This window comes from Streptomyces sp. NBC_00536, from assembly GCF_036346295.1.
Taxonomy (GTDB): domain Bacteria; phylum Actinomycetota; class Actinomycetes; order Streptomycetales; family Streptomycetaceae; genus Streptomyces.
Genome location: NZ_CP107819.1, coordinates 8586237 through 8611520, shown reverse-complemented (window position 1 = coordinate 8611520; position 25284 = coordinate 8586237). Strand labels below are relative to the sequence as shown.

At 68.5% G+C, this 25284-nt stretch carries 22 protein-coding genes and 2 pseudogenes; 16 read left to right on the top strand and 8 right to left on the bottom strand.

The window, feature by feature from the left end; genetic code table 11:
* Nucleotides 1–263 precede the first annotated feature (263 nt).
* Nucleotides 264–2660, bottom strand: a complete 2397-nt coding sequence (locus OHS33_RS37100) for a serine/threonine-protein kinase (RefSeq protein WP_330334812.1) — start codon at nt 2658–2660, stop codon at nt 264–266.
* 744 nt (nt 2661–3404) lie between these two features.
* Here OHS33_RS37100 and OHS33_RS37095 point away from each other — a divergent pair.
* A complete protein-coding gene (locus OHS33_RS37095; protein WP_330335342.1) occupies nt 3405–3620 on the top strand; it encodes a DUF397 domain-containing protein in 216 nt (71 codons plus the stop codon).
* An 87-nt stretch (nt 3621–3707) separates the two neighbouring features.
* Nucleotides 3708–4658 (top strand): annotated as a pseudogene (locus OHS33_RS37090) (helix-turn-helix domain-containing protein); the annotation flags it as partial.
* A gap of 90 nt (nt 4659–4748) precedes the next feature.
* On the opposite strand, the gene OHS33_RS37085 reads toward OHS33_RS37090, so the two are convergent.
* The 3 genes from OHS33_RS37085 to OHS33_RS37075 form a co-directional block, all read right to left on the bottom strand.
* A complete protein-coding gene (locus OHS33_RS37085; protein WP_330335341.1) occupies nt 4749–5513 on the bottom strand; it encodes an SAM-dependent methyltransferase in 765 nt (254 codons plus the stop codon).
* A gap of 263 nt (nt 5514–5776) precedes the next feature.
* The gene (locus OHS33_RS37080) at nt 5777–6235 is read right to left on the bottom strand and encodes a hypothetical protein (RefSeq protein WP_330334811.1); all 459 of its coding nucleotides are present in this window, start codon (nt 6233–6235) and stop codon (nt 5777–5779) included.
* Nucleotides 6236–6492: 257 nt separating this feature from the next.
* Nucleotides 6493–6741 carry a hypothetical protein gene (locus OHS33_RS37075; protein WP_330334810.1) on the bottom strand — a complete coding sequence of 83 codons (249 nt, stop codon included), beginning with the start codon at nt 6739–6741 and terminating at the stop codon, nt 6493–6495.
* Between the two features lie 440 nt (nt 6742–7181).
* On the opposite strand from OHS33_RS37075, the gene OHS33_RS37070 reads away from it, so the two are divergent.
* Nucleotides 7182–7337 carry a hypothetical protein gene (locus tag OHS33_RS37070; protein ID WP_330335355.1) on the top strand — a complete coding sequence of 52 codons (156 nt, stop codon included), beginning with the start codon at nt 7182–7184 and terminating at the stop codon, nt 7335–7337.
* A gap of 468 nt (nt 7338–7805) precedes the next feature.
* Here OHS33_RS37070 and OHS33_RS37065 read toward each other — a convergent pair whose 3' ends face one another.
* Nucleotides 7806–9188 (bottom strand): helix-turn-helix domain-containing protein, encoded by a 1383-nt coding sequence (locus tag OHS33_RS37065; RefSeq protein WP_330334809.1) that lies wholly within the window; start codon nt 9186–9188, stop codon nt 7806–7808.
* A gap of 211 nt (nt 9189–9399) precedes the next feature.
* Between OHS33_RS37065 and OHS33_RS37060 the strand changes: the two genes are divergently transcribed.
* The 8 genes and pseudogenes from OHS33_RS37060 (at nt 9400) to OHS33_RS37025 (ending at nt 18984) form a co-directional block, all read left to right on the top strand.
* Nucleotides 9400–10698, top strand: coding sequence for an aminotransferase class III-fold pyridoxal phosphate-dependent enzyme (locus OHS33_RS37060; RefSeq protein WP_330334808.1), 1299 nt, complete (start codon nt 9400–9402; stop codon nt 10696–10698).
* A 63-nt stretch (nt 10699–10761) separates the two neighbouring features.
* Nucleotides 10762–11994 carry a hypothetical protein gene (locus tag OHS33_RS37055; RefSeq protein ID WP_330334807.1) on the top strand — a complete coding sequence of 411 codons (1233 nt, stop codon included), beginning with the start codon at nt 10762–10764 and terminating at the stop codon, nt 11992–11994.
* Nucleotides 11995–12087: 93 nt separating this feature from the next.
* Entirely contained in the window at nt 12088–13410 is a 1323-nt protein-coding gene (locus tag OHS33_RS37050; protein ID WP_330334806.1) for a UDP-glucose dehydrogenase family protein, read from the top strand.
* Nucleotides 13411–13543: 133 nt separating this feature from the next.
* Entirely contained in the window at nt 13544–13948 is a 405-nt protein-coding gene (locus tag OHS33_RS37045) for a GNAT family N-acetyltransferase (protein ID WP_330334805.1), read from the top strand.
* 70 nt (nt 13949–14018) lie between these two features.
* Complete coding sequence (locus OHS33_RS37040; RefSeq protein WP_330334804.1) at nt 14019–14852, top strand: SDR family oxidoreductase; 834 nt, start codon at nt 14019–14021, stop codon at nt 14850–14852.
* A 336-nt stretch (nt 14853–15188) separates the two neighbouring features.
* Complete coding sequence (locus OHS33_RS37035) at nt 15189–16379, top strand: IS110 family transposase (protein WP_443065493.1); 1191 nt, start codon at nt 15189–15191, stop codon at nt 16377–16379.
* A 979-nt stretch (nt 16380–17358) separates the two neighbouring features.
* Nucleotides 17359–18335 (top strand): annotated as a pseudogene (locus OHS33_RS37030) (IS5 family transposase); the annotation flags it as partial.
* A 151-nt stretch (nt 18336–18486) separates the two neighbouring features.
* The gene (locus OHS33_RS37025) at nt 18487–18984 is read left to right on the top strand and encodes a hypothetical protein (RefSeq protein ID WP_330334803.1); all 498 of its coding nucleotides are present in this window, start codon (nt 18487–18489) and stop codon (nt 18982–18984) included.
* 341 nt (nt 18985–19325) lie between these two features.
* Here OHS33_RS37025 and OHS33_RS37020 read toward each other — a convergent pair whose 3' ends face one another.
* Together OHS33_RS37020 and OHS33_RS37015 are read right to left on the bottom strand one after the other, a co-directional pair.
* Entirely contained in the window at nt 19326–19559 is a 234-nt protein-coding gene (locus OHS33_RS37020; protein ID WP_330334802.1) for a DUF397 domain-containing protein, read from the bottom strand.
* Complete coding sequence (locus tag OHS33_RS37015; RefSeq protein ID WP_330334801.1) at nt 19556–20416, bottom strand: helix-turn-helix domain-containing protein; 861 nt, start codon at nt 20414–20416, stop codon at nt 19556–19558. Before OHS33_RS37015 ends, OHS33_RS37020 begins: the two co-directional genes overlap by 4 nt.
* A gap of 339 nt (nt 20417–20755) precedes the next feature.
* On the opposite strand from OHS33_RS37015, the gene OHS33_RS37010 reads away from it, so the two are divergent.
* From OHS33_RS37010 to OHS33_RS36990, 5 genes are all read left to right on the top strand, one after another.
* A complete protein-coding gene (locus OHS33_RS37010) occupies nt 20756–21226 on the top strand; it encodes an ATP-binding protein (RefSeq protein ID WP_330334800.1) in 471 nt (156 codons plus the stop codon).
* On the top strand, nt 21223–21633 hold the full coding sequence (locus OHS33_RS37005; protein WP_330334799.1) for a DUF6415 family natural product biosynthesis protein: 411 nt from the start codon (nt 21223–21225) through the stop codon (nt 21631–21633). Before OHS33_RS37010 ends, OHS33_RS37005 begins: the two co-directional genes overlap by 4 nt.
* Before the next feature lie 90 nt (nt 21634–21723).
* Nucleotides 21724–22194, top strand: a complete 471-nt coding sequence (locus OHS33_RS37000) for a hypothetical protein (protein WP_330334798.1) — start codon at nt 21724–21726, stop codon at nt 22192–22194.
* A complete protein-coding gene (locus OHS33_RS36995) occupies nt 22191–22610 on the top strand; it encodes a DUF6302 family protein (protein ID WP_330334797.1) in 420 nt (139 codons plus the stop codon). The genes OHS33_RS37000 and OHS33_RS36995 overlap by 4 nt, the downstream gene beginning before the upstream one ends.
* Complete coding sequence (locus tag OHS33_RS36990) at nt 22607–23275, top strand: hypothetical protein (RefSeq protein WP_330334796.1); 669 nt, start codon at nt 22607–22609, stop codon at nt 23273–23275. Before OHS33_RS36995 ends, OHS33_RS36990 begins: the two co-directional genes overlap by 4 nt.
* Before the next feature lie 16 nt (nt 23276–23291).
* On the opposite strand, the gene OHS33_RS36985 is transcribed toward OHS33_RS36990, so the two are convergent.
* Nucleotides 23292–25256: an ABC transporter ATP-binding protein gene (locus tag OHS33_RS36985; RefSeq protein WP_330334795.1), complete on the bottom strand. Its 1965-nt coding sequence runs from the start codon at nt 25254–25256 to the stop codon at nt 23292–23294.
* Between the last annotated feature and the right edge of the window lie 28 nt (nt 25257–25284).

Below are 25284 nucleotides of genomic sequence, written 5' to 3'. Positions count from 1 at the left end.
GTGTTCCGGCACGGGAGGCCGGACGGGGAGGTGTTCGAGGACGAAGAAGCTCAGGCTGGGGAATTACGTGACCGTCCACAACCCGGGCACGAAGACCAGCACTGACCTGCAGGTCACGCCGAGCCGAGCATCACCTCGAAGGGTCCGCACCCAATCAAGTTGGGTGCGGATCTGGCATGAAGGCTGATGCACTTGGCAGCCCCGTGTTTCGGCTGACGAGGCTGCGCCTTCCTCACAGTCGAGAGGCCCTGCGTACGACAGGGTCAGAGCGGTGAGGCGTGTTGGCCCAGGAGGACGTTGGCGATGTCCGCCAGCGCGGTGGCCTGGTACGTCAAGGTGAGAGCGGCCAACCACCGTTCCGGCTGTCGGGGCTCGGTGAGACTGCGGGCCAGCTGTTCGGCCGCTGCCGGGTCCACCTTGGCCATCGTCTTGGCGACGGCCGCCAGAGCTCTGGGCCGGGTGTAGGAGCCGGCAGGGATGGTGCGGGCGAGTCGTTCAGCGTCGGCGGGGGTGTGCTCAGCCAGGGCTTCGGCGACAAGCCCCAGCACTTCGCCCTGAGAGCGCGGGTCATCGATGCGGCGGGCCACCCGTTCGGCCTTGGCGAGCAACGTCTGGGCTTTGACCGGGTTCTGTCCCCCCACGATCTGGGCGATCTCCACCATGGCCTCGGCCTGGCGGCGCGAGGACTCGTACGCGGCGAGCAGCGTCTCGGCCAGGGCCGGGTCCCGCGCGAGCACCACCTCAGCGATCTGCGTCAACGCTTCGTCCCGGTCGGGTGGGCTGATGCTGAAGGCGAGGCGCAGGGCGGCAGAGGAATCGTGCCCGGCCATCACTCGGGCGATCCGCGTCAACGCTTGAGCCCGGCGGGGCGGATTGACGATCCTGCGGGCCATCGGTACGGCGCTGCGGGCGAGGCGCAGGGCGGCAGCCGGATCATGCTCGGCCACCACTTCGGCGATCTGCGTCAACGCTCCGGCGGTGGCGTGACCAGTGCGCTGGACAAGGTCTTCCGCGGCGGCGGGATCGTGCTTGGCCACCACTCGGGCGATGCGCACCAACTCGGTAGCCTGGTCGGGCGGATAGTCGATGCTGCGGGCCACAGGTACGGCGCTGTGGGCGAGGCGCAGGGCGGCAGCCGGATCATGCTCGGCCACCACTTCGGCGATCTGCGTCAACGCTCTGGCCTGATCGGTGGGGTAATCAATGCTGCGGACAAGGTCTTCCGCGGCGGCGGGATCGTGCTTGGCCACCACTCGGGCGATCTGCGTCAACACTTCGGCCTGGTGGGCGGGGTCGGTGATGGCACGGGCGAGGTCTTCTGCGGCGGCGGGATCGTGCTCGGCCATCAGCGGGGCGATGAGGCCCCGCACCCGCACCCATTCTTGGGATTCGGGGTCATCGACGCGGGTCAGACGTTCGGCGTCGGCCAGCAATTTCGCGGCCCGGGCGGGATTCCACACCGTCACGACCTTGGCGATCTCCACCAGTGTCATGGCCTCCTCGTAAGCGTGCGTACGGGCCAGTTCTTCCGCGTCGGCAAAGACCTCCACGGCGCGCGCGGGATTCCCTGCCCCGACCACCTTGGCAACTCTCTTCAGTTCCCTGAGCTGGGCCGAGCGGAGATGCTCATATTCCGTGAAAACGACGGTGCCCGGCTGCGTGGCGTGGGCAAGGCGCTGGGCGTCGGCCAGCAGTACCTCAGCGCCGGCGGGATTACCCAGCCGCACCACCTCGGCGATCTTCGTCAGGGCTTCGGCCTGGTAGAACGGATTGAGGATGGTGCGGGCCAGGCGTTCGGCGTCGGCGAGCAGCAGGGCGGCCCGGTTCGGGCGGATGGTGGGGAGGGCGCGGAGGCTGGTGGCAATGGTGTGGGCGGGGGGCCTGGCGGAGGGGTCTTTGGCCAGGAGGGTGAGGAGGTAGGTGTCGAGGGCTTCGGGGATGGCGGGTCGCAGGCTGCTGGCCGGGACCGGGGGCGTGAGTATGTGGTGGGCTATGACGGCGGGCAGGTTGTCGGCGGGGAACAGCAGCCGGCCGGTGAGCAGCTGGAAGAGGGTGGCGCCCAGGGCGTAGACATCCGCGGCGCCGGTGACGGGCTCGCCCCGCAGTTGCTCGGGGGGCATGTAGGCGACCGTGCCCATGCCGACGCCGGGGACGGACAAGCCGGCGGTGGCGTCTTGCAGGCGGGCGATCCCGAAGTCGCAGAGCTTCAGCATGCCGTCGCCGGTGAGCATCAAATTGGACGGTTTCACATCGCGGTGTACGACGCCGGCCTCGTGCGCGGCGGCCAGGCCCTCAGCGGCCTGCGCGCCGTACTCCAACGCCTTCTCGACCGGCAGCCCCTCGGGATGACGGTCCAGCAGGGTGGCCAGATCAGGGCCGGGCAGTAACTCCAGCACCAAGAACGGTTGGCTTTCGTGGGCGCCGGTGTCGTGAACGGCCGCGATCCTAGGGTGGTTGAGCCGGGCGCCAGCTCTGCCCTCGCGGCGGAACCGGGCCAGCATCTCCTCGGCCTGATCCTCAGAGACCTGGGTCAGCAGTACCTTCACCGCGACATCCCGATGCAGCTCCAGATCGAACGCCCGCCACACCTCACCCATCCCACCATGGCCCAGCCGTTCGGCCAGCCGATACCGGCCCGCCAACTCCTGCCTCGGCTTCATCCCCACCCTTCCCCCCGGACCGCCCGCCCTGCACGGCATGCGGCACGTATCCACCGCCGCGCCGCCAGCTTAAGGTGACACCAACGATCACACGCGCCGCATCAGCAACTCCACACGGACAGGTCCGAGGTCAACCAGCAGAACCAGGCTCTCACCGCCGGATCCCTGACCTTCACCCCGGAGGACCCACACCCTTCCGAGTTCGTGCCGCCGGGCCATCGGGTCGCTCACCTGCCACAGACCGGCAGCCGAGCCGCACCGGCCGATCTGGAAATACTGGGATGTGGGGCCAGACCTGCTCACCCTGGCTCCCGACCCCGCTCTCGCCGGGGCCACAGCGGGGTCGCTCCTCGTGGCAAGCGCGGCGTATCCGCGCTGCATGCTGAACAGGAGCCGGGGAACACCGTAGACCGCGTCGGGCGCTGGCTTGTGCCGCTGGACGGGAGACGCCTTCGCTGCGCCCAGAGGAGTGGCCTTGCCCGCAAGGTATTCGCGCGGCATTTTCCAGCTGTCTGGAACTAGATTTCCCAGTTTCCATCCATCTGATAATCAGATGGAAAAGTTGCCCCTTTAGAGGGACAGGAAGCTCTCGGGAGCGGCGCTACGCTCATCACCACACCCCGAACCGCGAGGACTTTTCCGTTTTTCCGTGTTTTCCCAACACCGGAACTAGGTGGGCGCTTCCGGGCGGACGGGGTGGGCTTGCAGGTGTCACTACAGCGCGAGGGAGCTGGCGTGGACGGGATGGACCAGGCGGGTGCAGCGGGAGTGGCGTGGCAGAAGTCGGCGGCGTGCAACGGGTACGAGGGCTGCGTGGAAGTCGCGCGGCTGAAGAATGGGAATGTGGGGTTCCGGAATTCGCGGTTACCGGACGGACCGATGGTGGAGTTCACCGGCGTCGAGCTGGCCGCGTTCCTGGATGGGCTGAGCAAGGGTGAGTTCGACTGGATGACCAGCTAATACGGCGATCCGGTTGCGGACGGCCGCGCGAGGAATCCAGACTGCGACGGTGGTGAGGGTTCACCACCATCCGCAAAGGAGACTCGCGTGGCCGATCAGCCTGCTCGCCCGCACCGGCGGCCGGCGCCCAGGGCTGGGACCGACAGGGACGAATCCGTATGGACCCTGGAACGGCGCCTGTGGGGCCACGAGTTGCGGGAGATCCGCGACAGCATGGGCTGGACCGGCGCTGAAGCCGTCGCGCGCGGCGCTGTGAGTTCCCAGGCCGTCCTGAGTCGCCTGGAGTCGGGGCTGACCCGGGCAAAGATCACTGATGAGGTGGTCGACGCTCTGGTGCGTGGCTACGGAGTCGATGACCGGACGGCCGCGTCCTGGCGGACCCAGGCCGCGGAGATCATGGTCCCGCGGGCGAGGCCCGGAGGGGAGTCAGTAGGTCTGGGGGGCAGGGGCACGACATCCGAGGCGTTCGAGCACGTCCTGCGGCTGGAGCGGCAGGCATCGCAGATCGTGTCGTTCTCCGGCGTCTTCGTCCCCGGCCTGGTGCAGACCTGGCAGTACAGCAAGGTCGTGATGGAACGTGCTTGTGACGGGCGGCCTGAGCGGCTGGAGCAGGTTGTCGAGCAGCTGCGGCGGCGCCGTGGGCGTCACGAGCAGCTGGAGTGGGGCACCCTGACCGAGTATTCGATGATCATCTGCGAGCACGTGCTGGCGACCCCCATCCCGGGCCTGAAGCCGATGCTTGAGCAGCTGTACGAACTGCAGAAACTGGCCAAAGTCCGGGAGTGGATTCACCTGCGCGTGCTCCCTCGCAGCCAGTGGCAGCATGAGGTGCCGAAGGCCATGACCATGTCCCTCTTCCGGTTCCCGGCGCAGGAAGGAGAGGACCCGGAGGCGGTCGTGGCACCGCCAGCGATCCTGTACTTGGAGGGCAGCACCCCCGAGGTGAGCCGTCTGTACACGGATCAGGCCACGGTCGATCTGCACGACGCCAACCTCAACGAACTCTCCAATCTTTCCCTGCCAAGGGACGAGAGCCTGAACTTCCTCCAGGACCAGATCAGCCGGCTTGAGGCAGAGATCCGGGGCGGCGGCGGCCGGAGCTTCCGGCCGCCGCCGGGTCCGCCGATGTCACGGTACGCGGGCCACTCCTCCGAACTGGACCCAGCCGTCCCCGGTGTCCTGGGCGCAGGACGTGGAGGGATGACCCGGGTGCCAATGGGCCACGTCGCCGGGAGCGTCCTGTCCGACCATGTTGAGGCCGCTGAAGAAGCGGGCGACCTCATGCCGGGAGCGGACGTTGCCCCATTGCCGGCCCAGCGTCTGCCGCAGGAAACCACCGACCTCGGCACGGACGTTAGGGTCCTCGTGCGTGAGGTGGGAGATGACGAGGTAGCTGCCGCTGGGCAGTCGGCCGGTCACGCCGCGGACCAGGGCCCAGGGATCCTCGTCGTCGGGAATGCATTCCAGAACCCATCCGAACAGCGCGCCGACAGGCAGCGCCGCTTCGAATAGCCTGGTGACACGGGGGTGTCGCAGGATGCCCGGGGTGTCGCGGATATCGGCACTCAGGACGGTGGCGGCAGTGGGGTCCTCGGCCAGGATCAGGCGGCTCTGGCCCAGGGCGACGGGATCGTTGTCGATGTAGACGACGTGCGTGTCGGGACGGGCCTCGCGGGCGATCTCGTGGACGTGTGGCCGGTGCGGAATACCCGATCCGTGGTCGAGGTAGCGCCGGACCTCGTGCTGGCCAGTCAGGTGGCGGACCGCCCGGCCGAGGAAGTCCCGGTTGATGAGCGCGAGTTCACGCAGACGCGGCGCCAGGCCCAGCAGGTCCGCGCAGGCACGCCGGTCGGAGGCGTAGCCGCACTGTCCCCCGAGTAAGTGGTCGTACATGCGGGCCAGACTGGGCTTGGTCACGTCGATCGGCACAGGCTCACTCCCCTGAGGCACGGCGGCCGGGCCCGTTCTGCCTCGCGCTCTGCCTCGCGAGGTCGGCGGGGGCTCGGACGGAAAGGGATTGATGATAGGGGATTGGTCCCTAAGAAAATACCTGCCCGTGCCCCGCCCGGTCCCGTTCATCGGAAAACCGATGCGATCTCAAGGGGTTCGTGTTTGTACTGGTGGGGGCGCATACGAGTGCGCCGGTCCCGAAATTATCAGCCGAATATGCCGGAGGGATTTCCGTGGCCGGGGCGGGGTACGACGCACCGGTAGAGCGATTCGAACACAGCCACGTCGACGCCCATTGTCTCGGCCGCCCGATCCGGGTCAAGGCCCAAGCAGTGCCGCAGGAGGAACGTGTCCACAGCCGGACGCGGCAGCCGGTCCAGAGGGGACCGCGGCCGCACCGGGCAGTCCTCCACCGCCCGGGCGAGCAGCGCCCAGGCGCCTTCAGCCGGGGAGTGACACCGCAGCAGGCCGGACCAGCCACGCTCAATCTGCGCCCACACCGCCTCGGCGACCGCCTCGACCGCGTCCTGGCTTCCCAGTCGCACCGCCGCGTACTGACGGTAGGTGGACTCGAACCGGGCCCTGAACGCTGTGCGGGCGACCTGCTCGACGGCCCGGGCATCTGCGCACAGCATTTGGTCCGCCCCTGTGCCTGCGGCGACCACCCCCGGAGCGTTGTGACCGGGGGTCGGCCGAGATGGTGCCGTGGTCATGGAAAGTCCTCGCTGCGATGTCAGGGGGGCGGTCCGGACATCGATCACGAGGTGACCGCATCGCGTTGCGCAGATGCGGGGGCACAGCCCCAGTCACCGCAGGAGCCCAGACCGGATGAGAAGCCGGAAGAAGGAAAGAAGGCCGGGCCCGTTCCAGAGGCCCGGCTCTCCCATCGGGTCCGACCCCCGCACGGAGGCGGACCCGGACATCAGCGGCGCAGGAGCGCCGCGAAGACCAGCCCTGTCCGGTCACTGAAGACCAGCGGCGCGACGGCGAAGACCGTAGCCTCGTCCACCTCGCCGACAACCACACCGACGACGAGCAGCGTCGTCAGCACCGACGACCATCGGGCCACACCTGAAAGGATGGTGTGGAACCGTGTTTCGGGTGCGGGCGGGATCGGAATGATAATTTCCGGGGTCATCGGCCGCAAAGGCCGACCTACGCGTTCGATCATGCCGTGTCCTTCGGTCAGAAGAGGGCGAAATGGTCGGACCCCCGCGGGGCTCCGGGGCATGGCCGCCTCGGAGCCCCGCTCACCGGGGAACCGCACTCAGCGAAACACCCCTCCCCCACCCGTCCAAGCGCTGCCCCCGGTGGAATAGCCGACAGGCGGTCCAGCCGAGATGGCGTCGAAAGCCCCGAAGAACAGCAAGGGATGGACCAAATCGATCCAGTTCGGTCACGGTGCCCTCACATCCGCACTTCACCGCGCGGAAACCAGCCTCCAGGACAGGGAAAACGCTCACACCACCCGAGTGGCGGTCACTCTTTCGAGGGACGCGTTTCCCCGAGAGTTCACGTAGGTGCCAATTTCCGGCAAACGCCATCCTGAGATGAACTTTCCTGCGTCGGCACAGGCTCCGAGGGATTGCAGCTCCGGAATACGAGCGGCCGGTGGTGGCGGACGCTGCCCGCCTCGGCCCGGCCGACGACACCACCGCGGTGACCGCAGCGCAGCTCCGCGGCGTCATCGAGCGGCTCATCGCGGCAGGCCTGTGGGCACCGGGTGAGCCGGACATCATCATCGTGACGCCTGGCACCCCGCTATGACGTGGGCAAAATCGTCCGCCGCGAGAAAACACTCATCTCCCCGCAGCGACCGGGAGGAAGAAGTGGAGAGCGAGCATCGCGCTGATGCGGCCGACACTCCGCCGCAGCGTCTGTAGTCCCGATCAGCCATGCTCTCTGCCCGCAGGGACGTGCCGAAGCATTGGGTATGCGTGACAGCACCTGGACCATAGTGAGGTCCAAGGACATCCACCAGGTTAAGGACACGCTGAAACGGCGCGGCAACGCCACCACCCCGATGACCGCCGTGCCGACGGCAACACCCAGCACCGCGACGAGCAAACGCGGCTCGCGGCGCGGACGGCCCTGAACCTCGCCTACCGTCTCGCCCCCGGTCTCAGTACCCCAGCCGTGCCGCCGTCACGACAGTCTCCAACCGCCCACTCACGATTTACAGGTGTTCAGCATGCCCTCCAGGGCGAACTTCTCCCCTCGGTCACCGACAGCGGCCTAGCTGTGCAGAACTCCGGTGCGGGCGGCAATGCCTCGGAGTTCGGGTGTGGTGCGCCCGGAGAGCAGCAGGCCGGAGACGAGGGTTTTCACGGCGGGGCGGGCGTGGGTTTCCTGGGGGGCCCAGTACTCGGCCTGGAGGAGGGCGCGGATGCAGTCGTCGCGTCGGCCCCATTGAGCGTAGGCCTTCGCGCGGTCGGTGAAGTAGAGCGCGCGACGTTCCGTGGTGGGGAGCGCTTGGGGGGCGAGAGCGTCGGCGGCGGCGATGGCGGCCGAGGGATCTCCGGCGGTGTTCTCCGCCGAGATCAGGTGCAACTGGACGGTGGCCCAGCTGAACCCACCGTTCGTGTCCCGGAGGTGGGTGACGGATCCCAGAGTCTTGGCGATGGCGGTGGCCTCGCTGGTCAGCTCGCGCATACCGGCTTGATCGCGCAGGTGGGCGACGGTGTAGGCGGCGCACTGGACAAGCAAGCCGCGCTGGGCGGCCCCGGCATTGCCGAACTCCCGCAGAGCCGGGTCGTCGGCGGCGTTCAGGGCGAGGGCCAAGGCCTGGTCGTGCCACCCGGCCTTGCGGGCGAGGACAGCCTGCTGGCGGGCCGCTTCCGCGACGGCGACCGGGGCCCCGCCGACGGTGGCGAACTGCCGGGCGCGGTCGGCTGCCATCCAGCCGAGTTGCGGCTCGTCGAGCTTGATGAGGATGCGCGTCGCCAGGAGGTAGGCCTGTGCCAGCAGGGCGAAGTTGTCGCCGGTGGACTGGTGCCCAGCGAAGATCAGGCGCGGGAGCCGTAGGGCGAGGCTGGAGTACGCGCAGTCGTTGAAGTCCGCAGAGGCCCTATGCAGTTCCACCGAGAGGCGGTCCGGGGGAAGCGTGTCGGGGGCCACGCGGCCGAGTCCGAGCATCGCGTCGCGCAGCCCCGCGACGAGGGTCTCGCCGAGTCGCGCCTCCTCGGTCTTGGCCGGGGCGGCGCCGGCGAGGGGGGCTCCCATGGCAGCCGCCGCGGTGACCGCCAGGTTCGCGAGCAGCTGCCTTCGCGTGCGCACCGGGTCCTCTCCGTCGTCGCACCCTGAGGTTCCCAGAGTAGGGGCGGGCAGGCCGGGATACGGCCCGGTTCGCGGACTCAGCGGATCCGGATGGGCATCCGGAGCCGGGGCGAGGCCGAGCACCTGCGGCGGGATGTCGAGCGCCTGGGCGAACCTCTGGAGCACGGAGAGGTCCGTCATGTTCGACTTCCCGCGCTCCAGGCGGGATACCTGAGCCGCCGAGTAGCCGGTCAGCGATCCCAGCTTTCCCAGGGTCATGCCCTGGGCTCTGCGCGTTGCACGGACCACCTCGCCCGGCGTTGGCGCTGCGGGTGTCACCTGTGGCTTTCGAACTGCATCCATAACCCCGTCCCGGTGTCGCCGAGGCTGCGCGGTCCCCGTGGAGCAGGGGCTCGGACGCCGCCGTCCGTACTTGCACGAAGTGCAAACTCCTTGCAGCCCAATGGCTACTGACTGTTGTACCGCGTCCTGGTGCGGTGGTCTTGGAGTTGCGGCGGTTCACCAACGCCGCGCAATCCCACCCCTGTGAGCACTCCCCAGAAGGGACTTCTCCGTGGATCAGTACTTGCCGCAGCGCGACCGTCTCCTGACGTCGTCAAGGCCGCTGCCGGGCTTCGAGGCCGTGGGCGCGAACGGGCCCTGGCTGCACCGTGCCGACGGCTGCCGGATCCTCGACGGATCGAGCGGCCTGCTCTGCGCGAACGTCGGGCAGGGCAGCCCCGTGGTCTTCGCCCGCATCGAGAAGCAGTTTTCCCGCTACTCGTTCGGCGGTGCCGCCGTCGTCCAGCCCCACATCCAGATGGAACTGATGGACCGGCTGTGCCAGGCGGTGGGCCGGCCGGAGGACTCCGTCGCGCTGACCACGTGCGGGACGCTCGGCGTGGAGGTCGCGGTAGGCCTGGCGCGGAACATCGTGCGGGTCCGTGACGGGAAGCAGCGCGGGGACATCCTGGCGTCCAGCCTGTCGTACCACGGCAACAGCATGTTCACCCTTGGGATCGCGGGCAATCAGATCCGCAGCCCCCGGCCGGAAGACCGGTACGGCCTCGGCCCTGCCTTCCCCGCGCCCTACCCGCCGACGCACGGCCACGCCCATCAAGGCAACGAGTGCGACGCCTCGTGTGCTGAGGAGGTGGCGCGGGCGATCGACAGCCGGGGCTCGGAGAACGTCGCCGCGGTCCTGATCGAGCCCATCAACGGCACCACGGGCGGCGCCTTCGTTCCCCCGGCCGGCTACCTGCGGCGGGTGTCGGAGATCTGCCGCGAGCGGCACGTCCTGGTCATACACGACGAGGTGCTGACGGGGCTGTGGCGCACCGGCACGCCCCTGGCGAGCCATCACTGGGACGGGTGCGAGCCTAACCTGGTCATCCTGTCCAAGGGCCTGGGCGCCGGCTACACCGGTGTGGGCGCGGTTCTCGTGTCGCCGCAGCTCGCGTCACTGCTGCGGCACAAGGACGTGGACCCGCTGCCCGCGATGGGCACCATGGCCAACCACCCCCTCCAAGCGGCGGCCTGCCTCGGCGTCCTGGACGAACTGGAAGCGATGGACTTCGACGCCTTCACCGCACGTGGCGAGCGTCTCGGAATCGCACTGCGGTCCCTGACCGGCTGGGCGCCGGTGCGGGAGGTCCGGGGCATCGGCCACCTGTACGGGGTGGAGATCGCCCCTGGGCTGCTCTGGCCGCTGATGGAGGAGTGCGAGCGGCGCGGCGTCTTCTTCTACCCGTTCACCGGAGCTGGTGACCCGCGCAGCGAGGGCCTGGTCGTCGCGCCCCCGCTGAACGCCGACGACGAGGACATCGGCTTCCTGACCGCCGCGCTCACCGAAGCGGTCGCCGCCCTCAGCTGACCCGCCCCGCCGATCCCCTGCCGTGGGGACGGACCGTCTCGAAGCAGAATCCGAGGACACGTCATGCAGTTTCCCGTCACGGTCATCGACCAGCTCGATGAGGCTCAGATCCGTAGGTGGCACGACTTCTACGGGGTGAGCGCCGACCGGCCCCGTTTCGAGGAGGAGGGCATCTGGCGGCGCACCCAACAGGAGGAGACCGCCGCGAACTCCGGTTGGACGGGCGAGGGCGACGCTCGGCGCCGCATCGTGCACTACTGGCACCAGTACGGGCTCGTGGACACCACGGCTGCTCCGGCCCTCGCCATGACGCAGATGTACCTGTACCACTCGGTGGCCGCCCCGCTGGCTGAGATCGAGGAGGCGTGGGAGGAGAACCACGCGATGCTGACCGAGGGTGGTTGGAAGAAGGTGGGGCCGGGCCGGTTCGAGCTGGGTGACCTGCGCGTCCACATGATCCGCGTGGAGGAACACCCGGAGGATCTTCGGGCTGGCCGCCGGCTTCCGGCGGACTACGAGGTCATCGACACCGCGTTCACCTCCGTCAACACCTTCCCGTCGCGGGCGATCCGGCGTCGGCCATGGGAGGTTCTGACCCACGGGGTGCGGGTCAAGGACACCCCTGGGCAGCCGATCTACGTCGACGACCTGGCTCAGCTCACGGACTTCCTGCCGTTCCAGGTCGAGGTCGGGTGCGGCGTCTCCTACGAGGCCGGGATCCCGCCACTGCACCGGCTCCACGAGATGTACCACGTCAACGAGATCGAGGACGAGCAGCTGCGCAAGGGCTTCACGTTCATCCTCGCGCCGGGGCGGGATCCGCTGCTCGCGGAGATGTTCCTCGACACCGAGGACAAGGTCGGCGAGCTGTCCGGCATGTACCGGGCGTGCTTCGAGGCGGAGGTCACCCCGGCCCTGCACGCGCTCAAGCGGATGGAGGAGGCCGGACACCTGGTCGGCCCGTTCATCACGAACAACTTCGACGCGCTCGGCGCCCGCGCCGGGTTCGAGGAGCAGTTCATGCGCCGCTACGACCAGCGGATCCCTCCGGTCACCTTTCACCCCGACGCGAAGGCCCTGGTCGTGATCGGGTTGCATGCCGACCGGCGGTGGGTGGCCAAGCGGGCCCGCGCGGCTGGCCTGAAGGTGTTCCTCGTCGACCCAGAGGGATTCCCCCGTCCGGACGGTTCCTGGTTCGCCTACCCGCTGGAGGCACCGCAGACCGGCGACGTCGTCGTACGGCAGACGGCCGCCGACGCGATCAACGGTCTGGAGCGGCTGCTGAACCCCGCGTGACCAGCACGTGAAAGTCGGGGTCGGGGAACGGCGCTAGCCTCTGGGCTCGTTCCCCGGCCCCGCACGGGCCCCTCCCAGGATGAGAGTCAAGGAATGCGCGTTTCAGTAATCGGCTGCGGACATCTCGGCATCCCGCACGCGGCGGCGATGGCCGAACTGGGTCACGACGTCATCGGTGTGGACGTCGACCAGGCTAAGGTCGACCGGCTCAACGCCGGCCAGTGCCCCATCTACGAGACCGGGCTCCCCGAGCTCCTCGCCGCCCACACCACGAGCGGACGCCTGCGGTTCACCACCGACATCCGCGAGGCGGCCGAATTCGCCGAGCTGCACTTCATCGGTGTCGGCACGCCGATCGACGCGGACGGACGCTCCTACGACACCGGGCAGGTGTACGGCGCTATCCGCCAGCTCGCCCCGCACCTGACCCGGCCGTGCACGATCGTCGGTAAGAGCACGGTCACCGTCGGGACCACCGTCCAGGTCACCGCCCTCACTCAGCGCCTCGCCCCCGCCGGCACCGCGGTGGAAGTGGTCTGGAACCCGGAGTTCCTCCGCGAGGGACACGCGGTCGAGGACACGCTGCGCCCCGACCGGCTCATCGCAGGCCTCACCACCTCCGAAGCGGAGAAGGCGATCCGCGCCGTCTACGCCCCCATCCTGGACGCCGGGGTCCCGCTGTTCGTCACCGATCCGCAGACCGCCGAACTCGCCAAGGGTGCCGCGAACACCTTCCTCGGCCTGAAGATCAGCTACATCAACGCCGTCGCCGACATGTGCGACGCGGCGGACGGCGACATCTCCCAGATCGTGGAAATCCTCGGCATCGACCCTCGAATCGGGAGCGGCGGCATGCGGCCCGGCATCGGCTACGGCGGCGGCTGCCTGCCCAAGGACGTCCGCGCCTTCACCGCCTCCGCCCGCCAGCTCGGCGCCGACCGGGCCGCCACCCTCCTGCGCGCCGCCGAGGAGATCAACGAGTCCCGCACCGACGTCGCCATGGCCCTCATCCGCAACGCCCTCGGCGACCGCTCGGTCAAAAACACCAGGATCACCGTGTGGGGTGCCGCGTTCAAGCCCGGCACCAACGACGTCCGGGAAAGCCCCGCACTCGCGCTCGCCCACGCCCTCCAGCAGGTCGGCGCCACCGTCACCGTTCACGATCCGCAGGCCGTAGCCACCGCCATGACCCGCAACCCGGAACTGGACTACACCGACGACCTGCCCGCCTCCGTCAACGGAGCCGACCTCATCGTCCTGGCCACCGAATGGCCCGAATACGGCCAGGCGGACCCCCAGGACCTGGCAGGCCGCGCGGCTATCCCCCTGCTCGTCGACTGCCGCACCACCCTGGACCCCGAGCCCTGGCGCACGGCCGGCTGGACCGTCCGCCAGCTCGGACGCCCCGGAAAGTAGCGCCGCGGCCTTAGCGACAGCCCTGCACCACGTCACCATCCCGCCCCTGGATCGCCGGAGGTACCGCACGACACACAGCAACGACGTTGTTCTCCGCCGCGCAACCGGTACCGACGCCCACGCCGCGGCCAACGTGTGGCTGCGTTCCTTCGCCGCCGCGCTGCCGACCGTACGCTTCGCGCACGACGAAGTCGACGTACACGACTGGTTCGCACGCGTACTCGTCCCCCAGTACGAGACCGGGGTCGCGGTCACCGGGGGCCACGTCGTGGGGCTCATGGTCCTCAACGGAGAGGAGCTGAAACAGCTCTACCTCGACCCCACGTGGCGCGGACGCGGCCTCGGCGACCGGTTCATGTCCCTCGACAAGAAGCAGCGGCCAGACGGGCTGGCACTGTGGACGTTCCAGGTCAACGAACCGGCCCACCGGTTCTACGAACGGCACGGCTTCATCGCGGTCGAGGAGACGGGCGGGATGCGCAACGACGAGCGCGAGCCGGACATCCGATACATCTGGCAGCCCCTACCGGCACGCTGACGATGAAGGCGGTCACCCGAAGTCCCGGGTGACCGCCTTCATCGCTGTGGAGCCGGTCTACGGTGTCGCAATGACAGTTCTGATCGTCGGCGGCAGCGGCTTCCTCGGGACCGAGCTGGTCCGGCAGGCGAGCACAGCGGGGCACACGACCGTTGCGACGTACGCGACCAAGCCCGGCGCCGCCTTCCCCACCTCGTGGTGCCACCTCGATCTGCGGGACGCAGGAAGCCTGGACGCCCTAATGTCCGAGGTGCGTCCGCACCTCGTCCTCAACGCATCGAGCGGATCCGCCCACTGGCCGACCACAGCAGAGGGCCCCATCCGGCTCGCGATGGCCGCAGCGACGTACGGCACCCGCATCGTCCACGTATCCAGCGACGCCGTGTTCTCCGGTACGCACGTCCACTACGACGAGTCCAGCCTCCCGGACCCCATCACCCCCTACGGCGCGGCCAAAGCCACGGCGGAGACCGGCGTCCTCGCCGTGCACCCGAAGGCCGTGGTCGCCCGCACATCACTGATCATCGGTCACGGGCAGTCCGTACACGAGAGGATCGTGCACGAACTCGCCGACGGCACGCGCGCCGGCGTCCTGTTCACCGACGACATCCGCTGCCCCGTCCACGTCACAGACCTGGCCGCCGCCCTCCTGGAACTGGCCGACACCGACGCGACCGGAATCCACCACCTCGCCGGCCCCGACGCCGTGAGCCGTCACGAACTCGGCATCCTCATCGCCGAGCGGGACGGGCTCGACGCCTCCCAGCTCCCCACGGCCCTACGGGCCGAAAGCACGCTCCCCGGCGCCCTCGACGTACGCCTCGACAGCCGGACCACCCAGCGAGGTCTACGCACCACGCTGCGCGGAGCCCGGCAGTTCCTGCGGCCCGGCATCGCCATCTGACCCGACGGGTCCGTCAGCCCTCGGGGCGGATTCTGGCTGCGGCGAGCAGCCTCTGCGCCGTCCGTTGGCCGACCTGATAGCGCTCAGCGACGTGCTTGAGCCTGTCCTACCTTCTAAGCGTGGGTCTGAGGCGGTCATTCGTAAGATCGTCGGGCCCGGGGGTTCCGGGTATGGCTGTGAGCTTGTCGCCGTTGGATGGCTCAAAGAACTTGGCCGCCCGGAGCCCCGCGACGACTCGACCGCTAATTGGGATATGCGACTCGATCGCTGTGTAGGACAACGTCGGCGAGGTCGTCTGCTGGGCTGCTGTTGGACGACGAGCTGGCGGAGGTGACCGTGCCCCAGATCTGGGCCGGCGTGGACATCGGCAAGGAACACCACCACTGCGTGGTGATCGACGCGGAAGGCGAACGCCTGCTGTCACGGCGTGTCCTCAACGACGAGACAGCGCTGCTTGAGCTGATCAGCGACGTACTGGCTCTGTCCGAGGATGTGCTGTGGGCGGTCGACATCAACCACGGCGGGGCCGCCCTGCTGATCGGTCTCCTGCTCGGCCATGATCAGCCGATGGTCTATCTCACCGGTCTGGCCGTTCACCAGGCATCGGCCGCCTATCGAGGCCAGGGCAAGACGGACGCCAAGGACGCCTTTGTCATCGCCGACCAGGCCCGCATGCGCAAGGACCTCGGTGCACTCCGGCCAGGCGACGAGATAGCCGTCGACCTCAAGATCCTGGTCAGGCGCCGCACCGATCTCGTCAACGACCGAACCCGCCAGATCAACCGGCTCCGGGAACAACTCCTGGAAATCTTTCCGGCGTTGGAGCGGGCACTCAGCCTGACGAACAAGGGACCGGTCATGCTTCTGACCGGCTACCAGACCCCGGCCGCGATCCGCCGCAGCGGTGTCAAGCGGATCGAGACCTGGCTGAAGAACCGCAAGGTCCGCGGCGCCGAGACCATCGCTCGGGCCGTCGTCGAGGCGGCCCAGGCCCAGCACACCGCCTTGCCCGGAGAGAAGCTGGCCGCGTCCATGGTGGCCCGGCTCGCGAAGGGGGTGATGGCCCTCGAAGAGGAGATCGGTGAACTCGACGCACTCATCGAGGCCAGGTTTCACGAGCACTCGCATGCCGAGGTGATCCAGAGCATGCCCGGTATGGGGGCCACGCTCGGCGCCACATTCATCGCCGCCACCGGTGGGGACATGGAAGCCTTCGGCACCGCTGACCGCCTCGCTGCGTTTGCCGGCCTGTCCCCGGTGCCACGCGACTCCGGCCGCGTCAGCGGCAACATGCGCCGGCCCCGCCGCTACCACCGCGGCCTTCTGCGAGCCTTTTACCTATCCGCCATGGCCAGCCTGAGATCGTGCCCAGCGTCACGCGCGTACTACGAACGCAAACGCGCCGAGGGGAAGGGACACAAGCAGGCAGTGCTGTCTCTCGCCCGACGTCGAGCCAACGTTCTATGGGCAATGATCCGCGACGGAGCGTGCTACCAAGCCGCACCAACCGTCACCACGACGGCTTGACTTCCTCATTGGGAAGTTCCTTAACATCTGGCTTGATCATCAACATCCGCCAGGTCGCTCGTCCGGGTGATCGCCGGACATGGGTACGGCCAGAGCTTCGCCCGCGTGTCGAGCGCGTCGGCCCCGTCCCGGCGAGCGGCATGAGGGCACGCTCGAACGGGATGATCGGACGGCTCGTAGGGCTCGCCCCGTTCAAGCCTCGATCACGAATGGTTCAGAGGGGATCGTTGCCCTTCCCCCACATCATGCTGGCCAGGTCTTCACAGTCAGCCAGCCATTGCGATCACCGCGCTACGATCCCCGACCCAAGCCACCGCCCAGACCACCTGCACGCCACCACAACGTCCCTGAACGCCAAGCAACTCAAACCCAGGAAACCCCATCACCCATCACCCAAGCCCTCACACAGCCATACGACCGACCCCTCCCACCACCGAACCCCAACCACCTCAACACCCATCACCAAGCCCTACGCCACCACGGCCGAACCCTCGCCTCCTTACCCCTCTCCCCCCACCTCCATATATAAGTCTGGCTGGTCACCACCTCGAAAACCGGCACTGAGCAGCAAAAATGCAAGGCAGCGCCCAGAGGGGCCTCCCCCTCGGTTTCCCCCTCGCACTCCCCCTCATGTACCCCCGTGAGTTTCCCCCTCATAGTCCCCTCCAGTCATCCACCCCTCCTGGCCGAGCCAAGGCCGGGAGCTGCCCGCTCCGGCTCCCTCACGACGCCAGGCCCACCCACCCGGACGCTGTCGCAGGGGCGTGAAATCCTCTGCGAGGTACCGAGCAGTCGGTACCTGCACAGCAGGCGGCGCGGGGGCGCCGCCCTGTTCCAGATACAACCCAGGGGTGGGAATGAAGATGAACAGAATCGCCGCGGCCATCGTCACGGTGGGCCTCCTAGGGCCTGTGTGATGTCGTGATCAGCTGCTGGGTTTTGCCCTCTTCGTGGGGTGGAATCCGGTAGGACTGGGGTTGTGACACGTAGGCAACTCACCCATGCCCAGTGGAAGTTCATCGAGCCGTATCTGCCTATCGGCAGATACGGGCCGTACCCGGAGCGGCTGCGGGAGCAGTTCGAAGGTGTGATCTGGCGGTTCCGTTCCAGTGGGCAGTGGCGGAAGATGCCTGCCGAGTTCGGCCCGTGGGCCACCGTCTACGGCCGCTTCCGCGTTTGGCGGGACGCCGGTGTCTTCACGGCCCTGTTGGAGGGCCTGATCGCCGAGGGTGCCCGGGTGGGCAGGACGGATTTGTCGCTGGTCAGCGTGGACTCCACCACGGTCCGCGCTCACCACGACGCCGCAGGGATGCGGGTCAGCAAGCACCTCATGAAGGCCCTGGAAGAAGCCGTGCAGGAGCAGGAGACAGCCCGGCAAAAGGGGGCGGCACGGAGGAACAGAACGGACAGGAAGAACGCCGGCGCATCCGGCGCAGACGCAGGCTCCGCCTGAAGGAAGCTTTGCTCGGCAGGTCCCGGGGCGGACTCACCAGCAAGATTCATCTCGCCGCGGACCGCAGGTGCCGTCCACTCGCGCTGGTTTTGACCGCCGGGCAGGCCGGGGACAGCCCGCAGTTCATCCCGGTGCTCGCGAAGGTGAGGGTCCGCCTGCCGGTCGGCCGTCCCCGCACGACGCCCGGCGCGGTCGCCGCAGACAAGGCGTACTCGTCCCGCGGCAACCGCTCCTACCTGCGTAAACGCGGAATCAAGGCCGTCATCCCGGAGAAACGGGACCAGGCCGCCAACCGCAAGAAGAAGGGCGCAGGAGGCGGCCGGCCCCTCAGCCACGACGCCGACCTCTACAAGGAACGGAACACCGTCGAACGTCTGATCAACAAGCTGAAAGCCTGGCGAGGGATCGCCACCCGCTACGACAAAACCCCAGACAGCTACCTCGCCGGCCTCCACCTCCGCGCCGCGATGATCTGGATCGACGACCTCCTCAAAGCCGCCGACAGATCTCGACATCACACAGGCCCTAGCGGGAGGCACCGCCGGGTGCTCCACGGACACGACCGTCAAGGCCGCCAACGCGGCGGTGTCCGCCGCGCTGGCCCAGGCGTCCGCTACGACATCGAAGGCAGGATCCGCCGACATCAGCACGACCATGAAGAGTCCGAAGACAGGCGGCAAGACCCTGACGACGACCGGGCTCTATTCCTGGGGTGACGGCAAGGGCATGGCGATGCAGACCGAAATGCCGGCCGCGGACGTACGGATGGAGAAGTTCGTCGCGGACGGGACCGTCACCGTCCGGCTGGTCGACGCCGTCTACTCCTACCACATCGACCCCGTCACCGAGGGCCCGCTCATGGCCAAGAGCTGGGTACGGATCGACGCCTCAGCAATCCTCGGCGAGGCGGGCGCTGCCGCCATGAAGACCGGCAACGCCGACCCGATGGCAGGCCTCAAGACGCTCACGTACGCGAAGGGCGCCACGAAGGTTGGCACCGAAACCCTCCGCGGCAAGAAGACGACCCACTACCGGGCAACGGTCCGCACAGACAAACTGGGTCAGGCCGGCGACGCGTACACCAGCATGGGTATGACGGGTGATCTCGTCACGGACGTCTGGCTCGACGACAAGGGGCCCCGTCCCGCCTGAGCCAGTCCATAGGCGGCACCGACCTCAGCATCGACTTCCTGTCCTTCGGGAATAGCCAGCCCATCGAGGCCCCGCCCGCCGCCGACACTGTCGACCTGACGGAGAAAATCAGGAAGAAGCCGGCCGGGGCAGCCTGACACTCACACCCACAGTTCCCCTGACCGTCTGTCTCCAGTCGAAGCAGGCCGCGAAGGCAACTCAGGCTGGTGCATCCAACGTGTCCGTCACCCTTGGCCCAGCTGGTCGGCGGGTACGAAGGAGGCCGCCGGGGTGCAGTGTACGAGAATGGCCTGCGCCCCCCGGATACGAAGTGGGGGACACAGACCAACGCTCTACTGAAATCAGGCGGCCGTGGAGGTAAGCCTGGTGCTTCGGATGAACGCCGAGAAGGCGGGCGGCCCCACAAGCAGGGCTGGCCCGTTCAGGTGTTTCGAGTCTCGTACCGCGATCCCCGCGTGAACCGTCCGCCTGAGGTCGGCCACCTCCACGCACTGCTCGCCGCCGTCGCTGAATGACGACTTGAACCATGCCGCTTCGGTCAGCTCGAAAGCGTGGAGCGTCTTCTTGCTGGTCATGACGAGGTCTCCTCCATGATGGATCTGATCTTCTCCCGTGAGTCGTCTACGGGAAGGGCAGCGGCCTGAATGAGCCCGAAGGCCGCTTCGTAGACCTTCACGTCATCGGTCTTCTCAGTGAAGTTCCCGCCTCGAAGGTTCTCGAGGTTGATCACCGTGGGCCAGGGATGCGGGAACCTGACGACGTGGAAAGCCCCCACCATCCCGGGGTGTGGGTTGGCGAGTATCGGCATCACCTGGATGTGCACGTTCGGCAGGTTCGTCATGTCGATCAGGTGGCGGAGCTGTTCCCGCATGAGCGTGGTGTGAGTCGCCGATCTGTAGTGCAAGGTCGACTCGTGGATCACGGCCCACAACTCAAGCGGACCGCCAGGGCGGCTCGTATCGGTGAGGATCGCCTGCCGCTTCTTTCTCATCTCAACCAGGGCGTTGACCTCGCTCGCAGTTCGCGTGATCGCCGTCGCGGTGATGATCTCGCGGGCGTACTGCGGTACTTGCAGGAGGCCCGGGAGCAGACCTGGCGTGTAGACGCGGGTGGACTCTGCGTCCTCCTCCAAACCGATGAAGTCCCTGTATGCCGTCTCAGGCAGCTCACCGTAGCTGGCCCACCAGCCGACCTTGTTGGCGTCCCTTGCCAGCTCCTCCATCGCCGTAACCACCGTCGTGTCAGTGACTCCGTATGCCTTGAGTAGCGGGGACACGTCCTTGATCGGGAGGTGGGCTTTGGCGTTCTCGATCCGATTGATCTTGCCGCCGTCCCAGCCCGTGGCAGCGGCCGCCGCATCTGTCTTCATGCCGGCCTGGACTCGGAATTCTCTGAGAGCGCTACCGAGGCGTCGTCTGCGGACGGTCTGCACGAGCGGAGGTGTGGGCACGGGAAGTTGAGCCTTTCTGTGGGCGGGCGGGGGTAATTCGGGTTGGGCTTCCCTCTCCTCGGGGTGTGACGACCTCGCTCCGGGCCAGTGTGCCCGGATCTGGGGTCTGAAGTCGACAGAACATCAGTACACCCATTGGGAGTTCAGTCGCAATGGTTGTAGGCATCGATACAACGGGTGCATCCTTCCAGGAGCGGCCATACATGACTGCAAGTCAGCTCACGCCCCTTCGTCACTTTGAGTGAACTGGCCAACCTTGTACGAACAGCACCGCCTGCCGCTGCGCCCTGCCCACTCCCCCGCTTCACGGAGGACTGCGCCATGCCGATCGCTGCACCCCCGCTTGATACCGCCTTACGTCTCGTCGGAGTACCGCACCCGGCGCCGGTCCTGGACCGCGCGGAGGCCGTCTTCGAGCGGACAGGTATGCCGGATACCGACAACCGGCGCATCGGTGAGGTACGCCGACTCGTGAGCGCCCGGCTGGGCCTCTGGGGTCTGCACGAGTTCACCGACGCCGCCACGCTCCTGTCGTCGGAGTTGGTCACCAACGCCCTGACGCACGCGGACGGTGAGATGATCCGTGTCCGCCTGTACTGGACTGAGCTGTACCTCTGCCTAGAAGTTCACGACGGGGGCGACGGTGACCTCCTCCTGCGGCCCGCCGCGCTCCTCGATGAGAGCGGCCGCGGTCTGGGCATCGTGGACAGCATCGCGACCGGCTGGGGCAGGACCCAGGACCACGCAGGTGTCTGGTGCACCCTCTCCCTCTGCGACGAGGAGGCGATGTGAGCGGGATCGCCCAGGATCCGTCGTCCCTCAAGGGCGGCTTCGATGCGAGCGTGGAGACCCTCCAGCGGGTCCTCGCAGCGCTGGACCACCCGATACACGCGTCGACGCTGAACGGGATCCTTGACGACGTTGACGCTGCGCTCGGGGACGGCCCCGTCCCGGACGACCAGGAGATCCACGCCCTGGCCCTGCGACTGCGCGGGCACCTGATGCGGCTCCTGGCCGTGATCCCTGAGCACGAGCAGGATCCGGATCAGATCGCTGCACTGGCGGGCCCCGGGCAGCGCCTGCTGAACCGGGAAGTCCCCGGTGACTGCATGGGCACCCGGAAGCTTCTTCGGGCAATGGCCCTGGCCGCTCTCGCACTCCTCGACTTGTTCAGCCCCCTCCCTGTACCGGCCAACTGACTGCCCCGCGCCTCCGCGCGGTGAACTCAGCAGGCGGCCGGGCGCAGGGAGCACCCCATTCGGATGCCCGTGAGGAAAGGAACCTCCATCGTGACCACCCCTGAATCCGAGGCCAGCCCGTATCAGCAGGTGCTGGCCCGGGCCCTCCTTGCGGATGGCGGCGGAGCCGTCAGGACCGCCTTCGAGGAGGAGTCGCTGCTCCTGCGGTGCCGGGCTGCCGCCGGCCGTCTTCGGCTCGTGCTCACCACGCGGCAGGTGGAGGCCGACGTGCGCGGTGACGCTGCGGGACAGGTCACGGTGGAGATCACGGACGTCGCTGACCTGCCGTCGGCCGTCAACTTCGCCCGGGCCTTCGGCACTCCCGTCCCGGCTGCGTTCCTGAGCCTCGACCTCGTCGAGGACCTGTACGCATTTGGAGACCGCCTGCAGCTGTTACTGACTGGCGCACTGGGTCCCGGCGTGAGGGTGGTCTCGGTCCCCGGCAGCGAGGACAGCTCGAGCCGGATCGAGGTAGGGCTCACTGTTCCTCAGGCGCTGATCCTCGCCGGGAGGCTCACGTGAACGCGCTGGCCGCTATCACGCTCCGGCCATCCCAGGAGGCCGTCGGCTGCGAGTGGTACCGCAGTCGCCTCGCGGGAGCCGGCCTGGCCGATCCCGGTGTTTCCCTGCCCGCCTTCCGTCTTCCCATCCTGGCCGTGCCCGTCGGCGGACGGCGCCTGGGCGGCTCCTGTTCCGCGGCCGAGCCGTTCGTCACCGCTCACGTACACCGCACGCTCGAACGGCTTCCGGGCTTTCCCGATGTCCGGACCGGCCCGCATCGCGACACGAGACACACCGGGGAGTGGGGTGCCACCCCGTCCGGCGGCGACGTCGCCCGCGGCCACTTCCACGGCGACAGCGACAGCGACAAGGCGATCAGCGCGTTGCGGACCGTCGTCGCGCGGCACCCGCTCTGCGGAACCGGAGGAACCCGGTGAAACCCGTCCCCCAGCTCCTCTCGAACGGCCTGCCGGTGCCCTTCATCGCCCCCTGGTCGGGAGAGCGGTCCCTGCCCGGCGAGATCGTGCACCGCCGGGGCCCGGGCCGCGGGATCGGATACGCGGACGAACAGATCGCCGGCGACCGCTGGAACGACGTGCTGTGGATCAGGTACTCCTTCACGCCCGGTCGCGGGCGTCCCGAGCTGGGCGGGACGCATCCGATGCGGCAGCGGCAGGCGATCAGCCACATGCTGTGCCAGGTCTGCGGCACGTCGACCATCAGTACCAGCGGCGGTGACGAGCGGCACCTGTTCCTGGTCGCCGCCCCCGACGGCGAACCCATCACCGAGGGAGAGAGGACCACCAGCCCGCCGATCCACGCCGCGTGCGCGGTGAAGTCCCTGCGGCACTGCCCGCACCTCAAGCGGGGACACACCGCCGCGCTCGTCGAGTACTGCCCACTCTGGGGCGTGGCCGGCATCACGCACGACCCCCGAACTCTCCTCCCTCTACCAAGTGGAGGGGACGGAGAGGGACTTGACTTCGTCTCCTACACCGACCCCCTCCTGCCCTGGACCCTCGCAGCCCGCCTCGTCATCACTCTGCACGGCTGCACCACGGTCGACCTGGCCGACCTCGCCGCCCAGACGGCTGTCGCCTAGGCCCGGGTGACACCGGTCAGACGCTGGTAGGGCTGGGACCGTATGCGCGGGCCTGGGTGGTCCACATGTCGCTGTACTCGCCGTTTGCGGCCAGGAGGCTGCTGTGGGTGCCTTCTTCGAGGATGCGGCCGTGGTCAAGGACGATGATGCGGTCCGCGTGCTGGGTGGAGCCGAGTCGGTGGGTGATGAGGATGACGGTCCGGTCGACGGCGAGTTCGCGGATGCGGTCGTACGCGGCCTGCTCGGCTCGGGGGTCGAGCGCACTGGTCGGCTCGTCGCAGATCAGAAGGGGCGCCTCCTTGCGGGCGTACGCGCGGGCGGCGGCAATCCGCTGCCACTGGCCGCCGGAGAGGTCCCGGCCGCCGGACTGGGAGGGCCGGATGTGGGTGTCGAGGCCGTCGGGGAGTGAGTCGATGACCTCGGTGGCACCGCTGGCGCGGGCGGCGGCGAGAACGGCGGCGTCGCTCTGATCGCCCTGACCGAGGGTGATGTTCTCCCTGACTGTGGCCTGCCAGCGGGCGATGTCCTGGGGCAGCATCGCGAGGCGGGAGAAGAGTTCGTCGGGGTCGACGGTGGTGAGGTCGGTGGTGTCCCAGGTGACGGTGCCGCTCGTGGGGGCGTAGAGGCCTGCGAGGAGCTTGGCCAGGGTGGATTTTCCGGCGCCGTTGTGGCCGACGATGGCGAGGATCTCCCCGCGGCGGACGGTCAGGGAGATGTCGGTGAGGACCGGGGTGGATGCTCCCTCGTACGTGAAGCTGACACGGTCGGCGCAGATGACCGAGGGGTTCGCGGGAACCGCTGCGGGGGCGGCCGGGAGGGTCGTGCGGGCCTTGGCGTCGGTGAGGAAGTTGGCCCAGTCCTCCAGGTAGAGGCCCATGCGGTAGGTGGTGGTCAGGCCGGTGGCCATGCCGTTCAGCAGTGCGCGGCTGGTCTGGACGGCGATGAGGGCGGTCGCGGCGTCCGCGGTGGGAATCCGTCCGTGGACGGCCAGCCACAGCAGGGCACCGTAGACGAGGAGGGTGGCAGCGCCGGCGAGGGCGTCGCCTGCAAGTTGACGGCGGGCGGTGTCGGCGCCGATGCGGGCGGTGTGGTTCTCCAGGCGGCCGCTGACGGTCTGGTACTGGTCGAGGAGCCACGGCCGCATGGTGCCGGCGCGGACATCGAGGGCGGTGCTGCGTCCGGCGGCGAGGTACATGAGGATGTGGCGGGTTCGGCGGTCGCCGACGGCGTGCCGGTCGGCGCGGTGGGCGGCCTGGGCGGCGCGGGCGGCGGCCCAGGCGCGGGGCAGGACAGCGAGGAGCAGCAGGGGCAGCAGCAGCGGGTCGAGGGCGGCCAGGATTCCGGCGGCGGCGGTGATTCCGAGCGCGGCTCCGGTGAGTGCGACGAGGGATTCGACGAGGGTGTGGGCGTCCTTGGCGGCGCGGTTGGCGGCTTCGCCGTGGTCGCACCAGGTGGTGTCGTCGTAGGCGGCGAGGGGGACGCGGGTGGCGGCGTCGAGATAGGCGAGTTCGGCGTGGCCGTCGACGCGGGGGCCCAGACGGGCGGTCGTCGCGACGGTTGCGGCGGAGGCCAGGGAGCGGGCGGCGGCGACGGCGGCCAGGGTCAGCAGGGCGAGTTCGGCGCGGTCGAGGCGTTCCAGGGGGGCGCCGGCGGCGAACAGCGCGGCGAGTGCGGTCCGGGTGAGGTGCAGGGCCGCGGCGGTGAGCGCGCCGGCGGCGAGTTGGAGTCCGAGCAGGCGCAGCAGTGCGGTGCGGTCGGCCTGCCAGGCCAGGGAGAGCGTGATCCGCATCAGGCGGGGCAGGGTGCGGACCATCGTGAGCAGGCCGTCGGTGCGGTCCTCGTGGCGTTCGCTGCCGAGCGTCCAGGCGGGGAGCGGTTCGGAGACCGGTCGCCGTCGACGGCGGAGGCGGTTGCCGAGCCGCTCCCCGAAGGGGGTGCGGGGGTGCGGGGTGGCCGGGGTGCGGGGTTGTGTGTCTGTCACATCTGGCGCAACGCGTCACCCATACGGG